The following is a 15,441-nucleotide window of genomic DNA, read 5'->3' as shown; positions in this document are numbered from 1 at the left end:
CCCGTGAGTCAATGGACGGCTGGGATTTATACGGTAATGAATCACCCGTAAACAATATCGAATTTATTAACGGAGTCAACTTCATCACCAATGACTAACACATTCGAGAACGGACGACGACAGGTGGCAAGGGAGTGCCTGAAAGAGTTAACCAACCTACCCAAATATGACGACAAAGCAGTGACCGAAATTCTCGATAAGTACACGCCTAAATTTAAACCACTCAATCACATGAGGTTCAGTGCTAAATCAGTGCTGGCTTATTATGTGAGAGTTATTCGGAAGGAGATGAAGGATGGATAACAAACTGATATCTAAAGATGAAGTTATGGAAAAACTAGGAATTTCTTCACGCCAAACACTATGGGATTATGAGAAGCGCAGGAATTTCCCAAGACCGGTAAAACTTCGCCCTAAGGCCTACCTGCGCAAGGATTTTTATAAATGGATAGACGATGGAGGGGTTAATCAGCTATCTTACTGATATACCACATCAATTTATCAAAATAAGTGTCATAAGCTTCACGCTGATCATCAATCCAATTGTGTTTGTTATAAATAGTCATTACCCCGCTAAGCTCATGCCCCAGCATTTTTTCTATTACATGCGGGGCAATTCCCTCTTCAGACAGACGAGTGGCAAGCGACCTTCTGAAGTCATGCGCTCTCCATTCCTCCATATTTAGGCCATCCCTAATTCTTCTTACATATCTGTTTGCTGCCGATATAGAGATCGGCGCACGAATATCCTGCCCCGGAAAAAGAATATCCTTGTAAGTGATAAGAGCCTTATCAAGCAGTGGGCGAATTCCATCAAATATTGGTCTTCTGATTATTGTATTAGTTTTGCTGTGTTCGGAAGGAACTGCCCATATTTTATTTTCTAAGTCGAATTCTTGAATGGTTGCCAATCTGAGTTCTGATAACCGACAGCCCCATAGCATAACCATTTGGTGCAATAATTTATTAGATGTAGATGCCCGACTTCTTTCTATGGCTAACCAAATTTTGGCAAGCTCCTGATATGACAAAACCCGATCACCTACACTAGACTTTTCGCCAATATCTCTTGGATTAATTCTCATTATCTGGCATGAGTCTATTAGTTGCCGTCTAATACACCAATTAATGGCTGATTTTAATTGAATAAACAGCCTGTGTGCTTTTTTGGAGTTTTCTTTTTCGAATTCTGCAAATAAATCAATCCAGTCTCTGGATGTTATTTTCTCAATGTCTGTGTTAGAGAACTTCCCAGATATATTTTTTATCACCATGGCATCATAGAGAGCCTGAGTTTTTGGCCTTAGTTGCTTATATACATATGTATCAGCCCAGTACCTAATGCAATCATCCAATGTTGTTATTTTTCGCTCTGTATATTCATTCAACGTTCGAGGCTCTGACCCTTGTTCAACAAGAATTTTTATTTCTACAGCTTTTGCTCTGGCATCTCGCAATGAAATAGCTGGGTATCGACCTATACCAATCCGGTGTTGTTTTCCGCTCAATCTATATCGACATTGAAACGTGATCACCCCTTTTGGGGATACTCGGGCACTAAGTCCATCAATATCTGTTATTTCAGGTTTACCCTGATATGGTTTACCATGTATGGAGCGCAATTTTGTGTCACTAAGAGTCATAATATTTTGTACTCACCATAAACAATAATTTGTACTCATTCTGTACTTAATATTGCATGGACGAAATGGGACAGTAAAGGACACAAATAAACACTCAAAGCAAAAAACAATCAAGAACCGCTTATAAAATCACTAAAATCATAAAGATAAGCACCAATAACTTACGGAAAAAAACTTTGTCTACCACCAATAAACAATCATCATTTTACTTCCACGATTATGAGACTTTCGGCAAGCACCCAGCCCTAGATCGCCCAGCTCAATTTGCGGGAGTTCGTACCGACAGCGATTTCAATATCATTGAAGAGCCTTTAGTGGTGTATTGTGCTCCTGCTGACGATTACCTTCCCGAGCCTGAAGCCGTCATGATCACGGGGATTACACCACAATTAGCATTAAAAAAAGGGGTTAATGAGGCTGAATTCGCCCACCAAATTCATGAGGCATTCAGCAAACCCAATACATGTATTCTTGGATACAATAATATTCGTTTCGATGACGAAGTCAGCCGTAACATCTTTTATCGCAATTTTTACGATCCTTATGCCTATAGTTGGCAAAAAGGCAGTTCCCGTTGGGATCTGCTTGATGTTTTGCGTGCTTGCTACGCTCTGCGCCCAGAAGGCATTATCTGGCCTGAAAATGATGATGGATTACCTAGTTTCAAACTGGAGCACTTAACAAAAGCCAATGGTATTGAGCATAGTCAGGCGCATGATGCTATGTCCGATGTGCATGCAACTATCGCAATGGCAAAATTAGTCAAAAAAGCCCAACCCCGCTTATTTGATTACTTTTTCCAACTCAGGAACAAGCAAAAAATCAGCAATCAGATTGACATCCCACAGATGAAACCTCTGGTTCATGTATCGGGCATGTTTGGCACTCTACGCAGTAACATCAGTCTTATCGCGCCCTTGGCATGGCATCCAACCAACCGTAATGCTGTTATTATGTGTGATTTGGCAGGAGATATTTCTCCGCTGTTGGAACTCAATGCGAATGAATTACGTGAACGGCTATATACCCGACGTGATGCATTACAACCAGATCAAAGTCCGGTACCTATTAAATTAGTACATATCAATAAATGCCCAATCATCGCGCCAGAAAATACATTACGGCCAAAAGATGCTGAACGAGTGGGATTGGATTGCAGCCAATGCGAGAAAAATCTTGCTATCTTGCGCGATAACCCACAAATCAGGGAAAAGGTCGTCGAATTATTTTCTCATCCAGAAGAATTTCCAGAGTCTGATAATGTCGATACTAAGCTGTATAGCGGCTTTTTCAGTGATGCCGATAAAACCGCAATGGAAATTATCCGAGAAACGACGCCCCAGAACTTACCTGCATTAGACTTAACATTCCAAGATGCACGAATTAAAGCACTATTGTTCCGTTATCGTGCCAGAAACTATCCGGCAACATTGGATTATGATGAGCAACAACGTTGGTTGCGCCACCGTCAGAATATCTTAACTCAGGAAAGTATCAGTCAATATCTTGCTGCTATTGAAAAACTTTTTATTGAATATCAATCTGATGAAGAAAAGTGCCGCCAGTTGAAAGCTCTCGTGGATTATGCACTCCAAATAGCTGGATAAGATTTCAGCATATTACTCCACTTGCTTTTAATAAGAAAAAGACAAACAACCCTGCTTTGTCTTTTTCTACTTTTTTCAACATGTTATTCGTTATTAGTATGGCGATGATCAAAGTGCTGACAACCGCAGTCTTTCCCCCAATGTTTCAATTTGGAAGTTTTGCCAATTCCCGGATTTAAAGTATTGGTAGGATCAGTTTGTTGATAAAACTGCTTAAGCTGCGGTTTAGCTTGATATAAATGACCAACGTTATGTTCAGCGGGATATTCAGCCCCTCTCTGATTCAGGATCTCCAGCATTTTTGCTTTCAGTGTATAGATATCTGTACCTTTTTTAACGATATAGTCCTGATGGAATACATGGCACATAAAATGCCCGTAATATAGACGGTGTACTAACGTTTCACTGATTTCTACGGGCAATGATTCGAACCATTCATGATCATTTCGCCGCAAAGCAATATCTAATGCCAGAATATCTTCTACTTCATCACTGTGAACAGCTTGGTAACGGATCGCGGCACCAGCCGCCGCAAAACGATGTAAAAACGCCTTTTTCCCCTCTTCTGGCGTACAAACAAAATATTCTCCATCGGCTTGTTTAAAGTAGCTTTCCAACCATTCACTCGCCTCTTTTATCCCTTCACCAGACATTTTTAACATTAGGTGATGTTCGAAGCGATTTCGATACTCCTTCAGGCGAATAGGCAAATGGAAAGGTAATAAGCGACTCAGATTTTGCATAACGCGGTCTGTAAAATGTACTGGCAAAAATGGCACTTTACCCAATATCGCATCCATTCGCCCTTTTAGATTGAAAAACATGGGCATTTTATCTGTACCTAATTTATCAATCATAAGAAAAGTATCTTTCCCATATATTTCAGCGACATCAAAAATATCTCGATGCATGTATTCTCCGGCAACAGGTAACTGCCGGAAACTGGAAAGAATATGGCGGCGAAGCTCCGTCAAAACTTCAGGTTTATTGGTTCCGATATAGAAAACCTGCGAAGAAGTTTCTGCCGGAAAAGTATCAAGACGAACAGCGAAAACAACCAATTTACCTGCACAACCAGAAGCTTCAAACAATCGACGTCCATCAGCATTAAACCGGGATGGTGTATCTGCATCAACATCTCGGATGCGTTGTGAATATTCATGATCAGAAGCCACTCTGGCATCATGTTGAATATTTTCGGTACGATAGCGCTGTTCTTCCAAACAAGTCAGAATATCTTCAGGGGTATCACCCAACGAGATCCCTAAGTGGTTGATAAGTTCAGCTTCGCCCTTTTCATTGACACGACCATAGAGTGCCATTTCGGTATAAGCAGGACCACGCTGAACCAAAGAGCCTCCCGAATTATTGCAAATCCCACCAATAACGGATGCACCAATACAGGACGAGCCAATCACTGAGTGAGGCTCACGTCCCAATGGTTTCAATACTTTTTCCAAATGCCACAATGTGCTGCCGGGAAATGCAACAACCTGATTAACTGATTGGAGAACTTGGATTTTATCCATCCGTAATGTGCTGATGATAACGATATCTCGGTCATAATCATCGCCATTTGGCGTAGAGCCTTCCGTTAACCCTGTGTTGGCAGCCTGCATCAAAATAATTTTGTCACTATCGACACAAACCTTGAAAACCTTCCATAGCTCCAATAATGATCCCGGCGATATAACCGCAAGAGCATCTCCTTGTCCGGAGCGAAATCCTTTGCGATAACGTTCAGTTTTTCTCGGGTCAGTGAAAATATGGGAAGCACCAACGATATTCGTAAGAATGGCAATGAGTTGCTGATTCTGAGGACTTTTGACATCATTCATAGTAGTTCTCTTACCTTAGTAACTAGAACCCAAAATAGGCCCTTAATGAAATCAGGTATAGCAAATTGCTATTTATTATATGATGCCTTGTGATGATTTTTTATGTATCTTCTACTGTTTTTTTATTCAATTTAATCAAAAAATACTTTGTCAGTAACTAAAACAGCACCCGAAGGTGCTGTTTCAAAATAAGTATCAATGTACTCTTCTTTTTCAGACAACCACTTTATTTGCTGAAGTCTGCAATCTATCTTTGACTATGATTCAGTGAACTGTGGCATCGGTTGACGGAAGCTACGGGTCACAAAGAACATATAAAGGAGACCAACTCCACCCCAAATCAAGCCCAATTCCATCGATTTTGCTTCCAGATTCACCCACAACACACCGACTGTCGCCGCACCAAGAAGTGGCAGGATCAAGAAGTGTAAGGTATCTTTCAGTGTATTATTGCGACGTTCACGAATATAAAATTGAGAGATTACCGATAAGTTAACGAAAGTAAATGCAACCAATGCCCCGAAATTAATCAAAGCCGTTGCAGTCACGAGATTCAACCAGCCAGCAGATAAGGCAACAATACCAACCAATAGAACGTTAATCGCCGGAGTACGCCATTTTGGATGGACATAGGCAAATACTTTCTCAGGCAATACGCCATCACGTCCCATTACATAAAGCAGACGGGATACCCCTGCATGTGCAGCCATACCTGAAGCCATTACAGTCACACAAGAGAACACCAAAATGATTGCTTGGAATAATGCGCCTGCAACAAACAGCATAATTTCTGGCTGAGATTCATCTGGATTTTTAAACCTGGAGATATCAGGGAAATAGAGCTGTAAGAAATAAGATACAGAAATGAAGATAACACCACCAATCAATGCAGTCAGGAAAATCGCTTTTGGAATGACTTTCTCTGCATTAGGAGTTTCTTCAGACAAAGAACTAATGCCATCAAACCCGAGGAAAGAGAAACAAAGTATCGTCGCTCCGGTTATCATTGGAATCAATTTCGCTTCTTCCGACGTAAATGGTCGCATACTGAACAGTGTTCCAGCACCTTCTCCATTATGTACGCCGTACATTAATAAACCGACAAATGCCACCATAACAGCAATTTGAACAACCACGATCAGGCTGTTGAGGTTTGCCACAACATTAATGCCACTCAGGTTGAAAATTGTCATCAATACCGCCAAGGCAACGACAAAGATCCACGGGTCAACGCCCGGAAAAATGGCCTGGAGATAAATTTTTGCCAGCAGGATATTGATCATCGGCATGAGCAAATAATCCAGCAAAGATGACCAGCCTACCATAAACCCAAGATGGGGATTCATTGATTTTTGTACGTATGTGTAGGCAGAACCTGCTGATGGGAAACGTTTTACCAATTTTCCATAACTTAAAGCTGTAAATAAAATTGCGATCAGAGCGATAGCATATGATGTCGCAACATGCCCGTCAGTCAAACCAGAAACAATACCGAAGGTATCAAAAATAGTCATAGGCTGCATATAAGCAAGCCCCATCATGACTACCTGAAACAGAGTCAGTGTTCTTCTCAGCTGAACGCGGTTGCTGGTGTTAGTTGGATTAGCACCAAATGAAGTTGTAGTTGGGGTGGTAGTATTATGCGACATGAGCGAAACCTCCCATAACTTCGATCTGGGTACTAATAGAACTACTTAATCGATAGTTACTGGGTAGACTTCGCATCTGTCTATAGACAGAAAAGAAAGAAGAGTTAGAAGATGGTGAATTTGTAGAGGGCAACGCCCCATAGTCATCATTGCAGCAGCGAGCGCCAATTGGCACAAGTGCAAAAGCGAATAATTGCTCCATAATTGCATCCTCAGTACAGCAGCTTATTTTCATTGACAGCTGCTTATGGTCAGTATCGATCCGGAATAAATCCGGCCTCTTAGTGTTGTAAAAAATAACTCAAGGCAAAAAAAATAACTGGTGCATAATTACACACCAGTTATTTTTAGTGGCGCATTTTGCACTTCAAGTCCAGAAATAGCAAGTGCTATCACACTAAAAATTTATTATTTTTTACGACACGACAACACCTTATAAAATAGGCATTTACTGAGTAAGTTATAAAACTCAAAGCCATCATATATGTTGCTTGGCTTATGCTCAATTTTTAGCACAGAGAAAAGCGATTTGCCATTTAATTATGAGAGGATGAGGACAAAAAAAATCATCCTGCCATCAATCTTATGATAACAGGATGATTTTATATTACGTCTAAACGTTAAGTATAATGATTAATATTAATACAAAAGAGAAATATTAATTAGAAGTCATAATTAATACCGATATTGTAACGACGGCCATCGAGTACGGCATCATGACTTTCTTCTGCTACTCGCTTGTCAAAAACGTTATAAACTCCACCTAACAAGCGTAGATTTTTAGCCAAATTATAAGTCACTCCTAAATCGACAAACGTATAAGAAGGCGTTCCATCTCTCATACTAGAGCGATACTGATAATTTTTTGTTTTACTACGGAAATTAATACGTGTCCATGTTTCCAACTCGGATAATGGCTGCCAGTTCAGGGTTGCATTCGCCATATGTGTTGGCATTTTATTTAACGGTTGGCCTTTGAACTTACCACTTTTTTGTTCAGAATCAGTATAAGTATAGTTTGCTGCTAATGACAAACTTTCAACAATATCCCAATTTATGGTGGTTTCGATACCTCGAATATTTGCTTTATCAACATTTATACGTTTGTTTATAAAGTCATAAGTCTCACCACCCAGTTTACAAGATTGATCAACATCCTTATCACAATCTTTGATTTCAGTGATTTTGTCTTTAAAGGCAGTATTAAAAACAGTCACGCCAATATTAAAGTTTTCTTGGTTATTCCAGATAACACTAATTTCTTCACTGATGCTTTTCTCTGGCTTAAGATCTGGATTACCCAAAATCATGCCGTTACTAAATCTACCACCTGTTGCCTGTCCCCAATTAGAAGCAACTTGTCTCAGATCTGGAGAACGATAACCTGTAGCAACACCGCCTTTAATCGTCCATTGCTCATCAGCATGCCATACTCCATATAAACGAGGAGTCCAATGCGCTCCGAAGTTTTGATCTTTATCTAACCGAACTCCACCAGTCAGAGCAAAATCATTGATCATTTGCCACTCATCTTCCAAGACTAATGCCCAACTCCAGCGAGTTAATTTATTAACATCTTTAGCTGAAAGTAACTGATTGTTATTGTCTCGCAAATCTTCATAATGATATTGACCACCAACACTTACTGTATGATCGTCAAATACAAACGTCGTATGGTTGTTAAATACCGTATCATTGTTTGTCATATTACGTTCAGGATTACGTGCTTCATTACGTTGTACATAAGAAGTTATCGTACCAAAATCATAAATTCCATTATGAGTAATGGAATAATTATTAAGCTTATAACGACTAATGTCATTTTCACAAGATTTTGGTTGGCAATCACGCGTTTTACCAATATTTGAATCGCGATCTTGTTCATAACGACCGGCTTCAAAAGTAAAAGCATTTTTCTCATCTGGAGTAAAAGAAAGAGCCACCGCACCGTTGCGCATTTCCTGCTCTCTAAATCCTCCCAAAAATTTATCTTCATTACGATGAGAATATGACCCATTTACTCTTAACCCCAGTAATCCCTCAATTACTGGCCCTGCTGCATAAATGCTATTCTGGTAACTGTTACCAGAATGTTTACTTTCAGTTAGTGTAGTATCTGCATGCAAGCTTAAATGCCATTCTTTCTGAGCCTTACGAGTAATAATATTAATAACGCCACCCATAGCATCAGAACCATATAGAGAAGACATTGGCCCCCGCACGACTTCAACACGTTCAATTGCAGTCAACGGCGGTAACCAACCTTGTTCGATTCCAGAACCATCACTATTTGGGCGAGTGCTACGAGTATCAATACGCTTACTATCAATCAGGATCATAGTATATTTTGAAGACATACCACGAATGCTGATATCACTGCTACTACCACCACCAGTAACAACTACCCCCGGTACATCTTTCAATGCATCCGTTACATCACGATAGGCTTTAGTTTCCAATTGTTCACGGCTAACTACCGAAATAGAAGCTGGGGCATCTTCAATCTTTTGCTGGAAACCTGATGCAGTAGTTACAATAATTTTGTCTTCACCATTATTGGCTGCGTTAGCAGTCAACATTGTGCTGGATGAAATAGCAGCAATAATACCTAATACGATTTTTTTCTTTGCAAAAACAACCATTCCCGATTCTCCAAAAGGTAGAATAGAATTATTTAAATTAATATGGACAATCGACATCTGCTCATATCACAGGAATAATTATTTATTCCTGTCAGTGCTATATTTACTACACTTTAATTTTAATAAATCCATTTATGTCCTATATCATCAAAATTGCAGCGCAGCCTTATTTTCTGTACTGCAATTTGAAGTCTTTAGACTATCTATTTTTTATTATGCTAACTTGTTAGTTCCGTCACCAAGCCATCAATTAATACTTGCGGTACACCATGAGAACAGCGCTCAATTCGGCCTTTAACACCATAGACTTTTGCTAAACTGTCCGGCGTAATGACCTGTTCAGGCGAACCTTCTGAAATTAATTCACCTTTTTTTAACATTAAAACATGATCGCCATGACGTAATGCAATATTAATATCGTGAACAACGACAACCGTAATAATATTACGGCGACGCGTTTCACGTGCGACTAAATCCATAACGTGATATTGGTAATTTAAGTCCAATGCACTTAATGGTTCATCCAATAATAATAGGCTTGGGCGCCGGATTAATGATTGTGCCAATCCAACCAACTGTTTCTGTCCACCCGATAATTGATCCAGATAACTGAGTGCTAAATGTTCAATACCGAGTTGACGCAATAACTCCATGACTTCTTGCTCACACTGGCTATTACTTACACCACCCGATGCTCGTTGAGCAACAATCACAGATTCCAATACATGAAGATGAACACCCGCAGGTAATGTTTGTGGCAAATAAACGACGTTCTGAGCACGTTGAGCAAAATTCATCTGCATCAAATCCCGCCCATCCAACAATAATTCACCACTGGCTTTATTTAAACCCGCCAGAGAGCGCAGAAGTGTGGATTTTCCACTGCCGTTTGGCCCCAACAATACCGTAATTTGAGCACGTGGCAATGGCTTAACATCCAAATTACCAATCACAGGGTGTTTGGGATATCCTGCTGTCAATCGGTTGATTTTTAGTCCCTGATTCATACATTCCCCCTATGACGTAAAATGATACTAAGGAAGAAAGGCACACCGACCAGCGAAGTCACGATCCCCACGGGTATGATGACGCCAGGAATCAGGTTCTTGGAAGCAATAGAAGCCAATGACAAAACCAATGAACCAATCAGTGCACTTGCAGGTAAATAGAAACGGTGATCTTCACCAAACACCATTCTGGAAATATGAGGGGCTATTAAACCAATAAAAGCTATCGGACCAACAAATGCCACTGCTAATGCAGTCAATATACTGATACGCAGTAATGCCCCTAAACGAAGGCGGCTGATATTAATACCAAAACTGGTCGCCCGATCTTCCCCTAAGCGCAGTGCGGTCAATTTCCAAGAGTTCATCATTGAGATAGGAAAAATGACGGAAAAGGCTAATAACATAATACCCAATTTTTCCCAGGATGCTCTGCCAAGACTACCCATAGTCCAAAAAACCAGCCCCTGTAACGTGTCTTCCGTCGCGATAAACTGCATCATGGAAACCAGTGCATTGAAGGTAAACACCATTGCGATACCAAACAATACAACTCCTGAGGTTGTCACTTTCGTCCAACGAGTAATGGCATCAAGCATCAAAGCAGCCAATAATGCGAAAATAAAGGCGTTTACGGAGATAAACCATTGATCCGGTATTCCAGCAATACCGATTCCAAGCACAATCGCCAAGGCCGCGCCAAAAGAAGCAGCATCGGAAACACCTAAGGTAAATGGGCTGGCTAGCGGATTATTCAGAACTGTCTGCATTTCAGCACCGGCCAGTCCAAGTGACAAGCCGATCACTACCGCCATCAAGGTGTAGGGCAATCGAATGTCCCAAACGATCACCTGGGTTCCTACTTCAACACTTTCCGGCGAAACTAATGTTTGCCAGAGGGTTTGCAGTGATAACCCTGATGGCCCCATCGTAAAATCCAGTACAACAGAGGTACCAATAGCCAAAATAATAAACAAAATCCATGCAATACGTCGGCGTAGGATATGATGATAATGTGCTTTTACATCGCAATCACTTAATTGCTGTTTCACCATTGGCATAGGCTCGGTAGTGATACTCATTTTTTATTACCTGCTACTGCTTATTTCTCACTAACCCAATATGTACCTGTTGGTTCAACAGCTAAGAATTTACTATGAAGCTCTTTCAATGTTTGTTGCGGATCTAAATCAGCAAATTTTTCAGGATAGAACCATTTAGCAAAAACTTGCGTCACAACAACGTTATGAGGAGAGTTGTAGTAGTGGTGCCAAATAGCATGGCTACGCCCTTCCTTCACGGCAGTCAAGGTATTGATACCTTTGCGTTCAGTGACAGTTTTCAGGCTTGCACGAGCAATATCAGCAGATGTTTGGGCTCCTATTTGAACACCTTCACCCTTCTCACCCGGATCTTGTGCACCACTGGCAATATAAATATAAGGATCTACAGCAATAACTTTTTCCAGATTCATTGTTCCCAACGGAGATGGCAGTACATCTTTTGCGATGTTTTTACCACCAGCCAAATCAATGAAATTCCCCATATTGCCGTTACCCGCTGTACCACAACAGTCTTCGCTGAAACCTGCTAGTAATTCAATAAAGACTGATGGTTTTTGAGCATCTGGTATGCGGTCAGTAATATCTGTCACGAGTTTCAGATTCTTTTCATAAAAATCAGCGTACGCATTAGCCTGCTCTTCACGATGCAGCACCTTACCTAGCATACGAATACTCGGTAATGTATTTTTTAAAGGATCGTTGCGGAAATCGACAAAAACAACAGGAATACCCGCTTTTTCCAGCTGTTTTACCAGTTCACTGTTTTTACCCGGGCCATGTCCAGATAAACCAAAAATAGCGACATCAGGATTGAGTGTAAGCACTTTTTCAGAGCTGATACTATCAGCACTAGTATTGCCAATCAGAGGGATATTATCGATTTCAGGGAATTTAGCTTTATAAATGGCGTAAGTTTGTGGGTCCAGTTTACGGAAATCACCTTGCCAACCAGCAATGCGAGCTAAAGGTTTATCCCCTTCTAATAATGCAAGAGAATGGAACAGACGGCCTTCACCTAACAAGATACGGTTAACTTTCTCAGGCACTTCAACAGTACGTCCAGCGACATCAGTGACTGTTTCAGCCCAAGATGCAAAACTCGCCATCATGGCGGAACCTGCCATTAGACTGACACTCATACTCTTCATAACTGTTCGAAATACAAACTTCACTTTAGTTAGCCTCTTAATGCAACAATTGTGCTGTTAACAATAAAGCAAATAAGAATACTTATCAATGCGATTAAGTCGACATATCCTAAATTTACTGTCTATATTTCTCCCTTAAGCCAATGAAAAATAAAAACTGCCAATTCCATCACAGAATCGTCAGTTTTTTGTAAAATTAAAGTAATAAAAGTTAATAAATAATGAATTTATTAACTTTTATTAACACACTATTGTTTGTCTGTATATTTGAATACCGGAAATTGCATCTCACTATATTTCACAAAGCGAGTTTTCTTTTTCAATTTATAACCAAACCAAATGATCAGGAATAATGGGATTCCAATATAAGTCGCTATCACTCCGTACCAATCAATTTTATCTTGTAGAAATGCCTGATAGTTTTGCCCTAATGTGATCATCAGGCATAAAATAAAGGCAAAAATCGGCCCAATAGGGAAAAACCCTGAACGATATGGAAGATCATTAATATTCAGGCCCTTTGCAACATAACCTTTGCGGAATCGATAATGGCTGATTGCAATTCCTAACCACGCGATGAACCCTGTCATCCCTGAGGTATTTAATAACCACATATATACTGTTTGGTTACCAAACATGGAGCTGAAGAAACATAATCCCGCTACCACGGTTGTAGCATAAAGTGCATTACGCGGAACACCGCCTTTCGACAAATGACCAAATATCTTCGGTGCCTTACCTTCTCTTGCCAGCGTAAATAGCATACGGGTAGAAGCATACATTCCTGAATTACCCGCTGAAAGCACAGCAGTCAATATCACCGCATTCATTATCGCCGCGGCTGACAATAATCCTGCATTTTCAAATACCAAAGTGAATGGACTGACACTGATATCTTTTACGCCATTACGCAGTAAGCTAGGATCAGTATAAGGAATAATCAGGCTAATGATTAAAATAGCAAGCACATAGAACAACAGAATACGCCAGAATACTTTACGCACTGCACGAGGGATGTTTTTTGCCGGATCTTTAGACTCCCCCGCAGTAATACCGATCAGCTCTGTCCCCTGGAAAGAGAAGCCAACAATCATTGCTACCCCGATCATCGCAGCAAAACCGCCCGCAAATGGGGCATCATCAATTTCCCAATTATGCCAACCTGCTCCTTCAGCGCCTTTCATGATGCCAAAGATCATGAGAACACCAATAATAATGAAGACAATAATTGTAGAAACTTTAATCAGAGAGAACCAATATTCTGCTTCACCAAAACCTTTAACTGAGATGTAATTCAGCAGGAAAATCAGTCCAAGGAATAACGCACTCCATATCCAGCCGGGTACATCATTGAACCAATACCCCATAACCAATTGTGCAGCCACAAGGTCAACGGCTATTGTCACAGCCCAGTTATACCAGTAGTTCCATCCGAGTGCGAAACCAAAACCTTCATCAACATATTTGGAACCATAGGTTGAAAATGACCCTGATACCGGCATGTACGCAGCTAATTCGCCTAAACTGGTCATCAAGAAATAGACCATGAGGCCAATTAACGCATAGGAAAGTAAGGCTCCACCAGGACCAGCCTGAGCAATCGTTGCCCCAGAAGCAACAAATAACCCCGTACCAATTGATCCACCGATGGCAATCATTGCCATATGCCGTGCTTTCAATTCACGGCGTAGGTTTTTTGGAGCCTGATCCCGTGGCGTACTTTGTTCTTGAGACATTCTATTCCTATATTATTGAAGATAAGATTAATGCGGAATTGTAACAAATCTTCGTCTCCAGAATAGCGGCGATTCGTGGTTATAAGATACCTTCATAATCCATAACCAATTATTAGCTACACAATTATATTCTTTACGATTTTTATCGTATTGCTTTCAAAATACGTTAGTCTCATTTACAGTAACTCAGTAACTTCTGCAAAGCATTGGACATGTGTTTCTGACGATGGTAAATCAGATATAAAGTGCGAGAAAGGCTAAGTTTAGGGATCACAATCTCAGAAAGAGTCCCATTATTCAACTGCTCTTGGACAACCCGTCGAGAAAGACAGCTAATCCCCATCCCATATTGGACGGCATGTTTGATAGCTTCAGAATTTCCCAATTCCATCGCAATATTAAATCGGGGCATTTGCGAGAATAAAAGATGATCCAGTACTTCTCTTGTTCCTGAACCTTTCTCCCTCAATATCCAAGGTGCTGTAATCAAATCTTCTATAGTAAGCTCGCGTTGCAACAATGGGTTTTCCGGTGAAGAAAAGATGATTAATTCATCTTTCATCCATGATTGCGTGATTAATTCCGGATCATGACACAAACCTTCAATCAATCCCAAATCAACACGAAACTCCACAACCGCTTTTATAACTTCTTCAGTATTACTGATATGCAATTCCAAGGGCGTATCAGGGTAATCCTGACGATATTTCGCCAGCATTTTAGGCAACATATAATTGCCAATGGTACTACTGGCCGCTAACCTGAGCGCCCCTAACTCCAATTTAAAAAGTTGTTCTATTTCACCAGCCTGTTCAAGTAATGCCAATGCCTTGGGATAGAGTAAACGCCCATGTTCATTGGTAACGAGACGTTTTCCTACCCGGTCAAAAAGCTGGACTCCCAACTGCCCTTCGAGATCTGTCAGTGATGCACTTACTGCAGATTGCGATAAGGCTAATTGCTGAGAAGCCTGTGTCGTTGAACCACTTTTCAGAACTTCTGCAAAAATCTCCAGTTGTCTCAGAGTGATACGCATATGGCCTCACAAGAAGCAAAAATAAAAAGGGAAAGGTAGTTTTGATTCTAGACAGTATTATTCAACTTAAC

At 40.5% G+C, this 15,441-nt stretch carries 11 protein-coding genes; 2 read left to right on the top strand and 9 right to left on the bottom strand.

Annotation, left to right across the window (positions count from 1 at the left end; all coding sequences use genetic code 11):
• The first annotated feature begins 295 nt into the window (after positions 1 to 295).
• The gene (locus Xhom_RS10000) at positions 296 to 484 is read left to right on the top strand and encodes a helix-turn-helix transcriptional regulator (RefSeq protein WP_069316259.1); all 189 of its coding nucleotides are present in this window, start codon (positions 296 to 298) and stop codon (positions 482 to 484) included.
• Here Xhom_RS10000 and Xhom_RS09995 read toward each other — a convergent pair.
• Positions 465 to 1,643 (bottom strand): tyrosine-type recombinase/integrase, encoded by a 1,179-nt coding sequence (locus Xhom_RS09995; RefSeq protein ID WP_069316260.1) that lies wholly within the window; start codon positions 1,641 to 1,643, stop codon positions 465 to 467. The two genes, Xhom_RS10000 and Xhom_RS09995, sit on opposite strands and share 20 nt — an antisense overlap.
• Before the next feature lie 176 nt (positions 1,644 to 1,819).
• On the opposite strand from Xhom_RS09995, the gene sbcB reads away from it, so the two are divergent.
• Positions 1,820 to 3,250, top strand: a complete 1,431-nt coding sequence (gene sbcB / locus Xhom_RS09990) for an exodeoxyribonuclease I (protein ID WP_069316261.1) — start codon at positions 1,820 to 1,822, stop codon at positions 3,248 to 3,250.
• 83 nt (positions 3,251 to 3,333) lie between these two features.
• On the opposite strand, the gene dld is transcribed toward sbcB, so the two are convergent.
• The 8 genes from dld to yieE all read right to left on the bottom strand — a co-directional run bounded on the left by dld (position 3,334) and on the right by yieE (position 15,370).
• Entirely contained in the window at positions 3,334 to 5,088 is a 1,755-nt protein-coding gene (gene dld, locus Xhom_RS09985) for a D-lactate dehydrogenase (protein WP_069316262.1), read from the bottom strand.
• 257 nt (positions 5,089 to 5,345) lie between these two features.
• Positions 5,346 to 6,737, bottom strand: a complete 1,392-nt coding sequence (locus tag Xhom_RS09980) for an APC family permease (RefSeq protein ID WP_069316263.1) — start codon at positions 6,735 to 6,737, stop codon at positions 5,346 to 5,348.
• A gap of 662 nt (positions 6,738 to 7,399) precedes the next feature.
• Positions 7,400 to 9,379: a ligand-gated channel protein gene (locus Xhom_RS09970; RefSeq protein ID WP_069316264.1), complete on the bottom strand. Its 1,980-nt coding sequence runs from the start codon at positions 9,377 to 9,379 to the stop codon at positions 7,400 to 7,402.
• Between the two features lie 218 nt (positions 9,380 to 9,597).
• Entirely contained in the window at positions 9,598 to 10,386 is a 789-nt protein-coding gene (locus Xhom_RS09965; protein WP_069316265.1) for an ABC transporter ATP-binding protein, read from the bottom strand.
• On the bottom strand, positions 10,383 to 11,468 hold the full coding sequence (locus Xhom_RS09960; protein WP_069316266.1) for a FecCD family ABC transporter permease: 1,086 nt from the start codon (positions 11,466 to 11,468) through the stop codon (positions 10,383 to 10,385). The genes Xhom_RS09965 and Xhom_RS09960 overlap by 4 nt, the downstream gene beginning before the upstream one ends.
• A 20-nt stretch (positions 11,469 to 11,488) precedes the next feature.
• Complete coding sequence (locus tag Xhom_RS09955; RefSeq protein ID WP_418384848.1) at positions 11,489 to 12,589, bottom strand: ABC transporter substrate-binding protein; 1,101 nt, start codon at positions 12,587 to 12,589, stop codon at positions 11,489 to 11,491.
• Positions 12,590 to 12,846: 257 nt separating this feature from the next.
• On the bottom strand, positions 12,847 to 14,334 hold the full coding sequence (locus Xhom_RS09950; protein WP_069316268.1) for an amino acid permease: 1,488 nt from the start codon (positions 14,332 to 14,334) through the stop codon (positions 12,847 to 12,849).
• 172 nt (positions 14,335 to 14,506) lie between these two features.
• Positions 14,507 to 15,370 (bottom strand): DNA-binding transcriptional regulator YeiE, encoded by an 864-nt coding sequence (gene yieE / locus Xhom_RS09945; protein ID WP_069316269.1) that lies wholly within the window; start codon positions 15,368 to 15,370, stop codon positions 14,507 to 14,509.
• Positions 15,371 to 15,441 lie beyond the last annotated feature (71 nt).

The organism is Xenorhabdus hominickii (assembly GCF_002632725.1).
Taxonomy (GTDB): domain Bacteria; phylum Pseudomonadota; class Gammaproteobacteria; order Enterobacterales; family Enterobacteriaceae; genus Xenorhabdus; species Xenorhabdus hominickii.
Note: the sequence above shows the minus strand (reverse complement) of the source record. Positions and strands in the feature narration are given on the sequence as shown.

What these genes read in the sequence shown, in the direction of transcription:
- Xhom_RS09955 (WP_418384848.1), bottom strand. Translation starts at nt 12,589, where the DNA reads ATGAGTGTCAGTCTAATGGCAGGTTCCGCCATGATGGCGAGTTTTGCA.
- dld (WP_069316262.1), bottom strand. Translation starts at nt 5,088, where the DNA reads ATGAATGATGTCAAAAGTCCTCAGAATCAGCAACTCATTGCCATTCTT.
- Xhom_RS09950 (WP_069316268.1), bottom strand. Translation starts at nt 14,334, where the DNA reads ATGTCTCAAGAACAAAGTACGCCACGGGATCAGGCTCCAAAAAACCTA.
- Xhom_RS09995 (WP_069316260.1), bottom strand. Translation starts at nt 1,643, where the DNA reads ATGACTCTTAGTGACACAAAATTGCGCTCCATACATGGTAAACCATAT.
- Xhom_RS09970 (WP_069316264.1), bottom strand. Translation starts at nt 9,379, where the DNA reads ATGGTTGTTTTTGCAAAGAAAAAAATCGTATTAGGTATTATTGCTGCT.
- Xhom_RS09980 (WP_069316263.1), bottom strand. Translation starts at nt 6,737, where the DNA reads ATGTCGCATAATACTACCACCCCAACTACAACTTCATTTGGTGCTAAT.
- Xhom_RS09965 (WP_069316265.1), bottom strand. Translation starts at nt 10,386, where the DNA reads ATGAATCAGGGACTAAAAATCAACCGATTGACAGCAGGATATCCCAAA.
- yieE (WP_069316269.1), bottom strand. Translation starts at nt 15,370, where the DNA reads ATGCGTATCACTCTGAGACAACTGGAGATTTTTGCAGAAGTTCTGAAA.
- Xhom_RS10000 (WP_069316259.1), top strand. Translation starts at nt 296, where the DNA reads ATGGATAACAAACTGATATCTAAAGATGAAGTTATGGAAAAACTAGGA.
- Xhom_RS09960 (WP_069316266.1), bottom strand. Translation starts at nt 11,468, where the DNA reads ATGAGTATCACTACCGAGCCTATGCCAATGGTGAAACAGCAATTAAGT.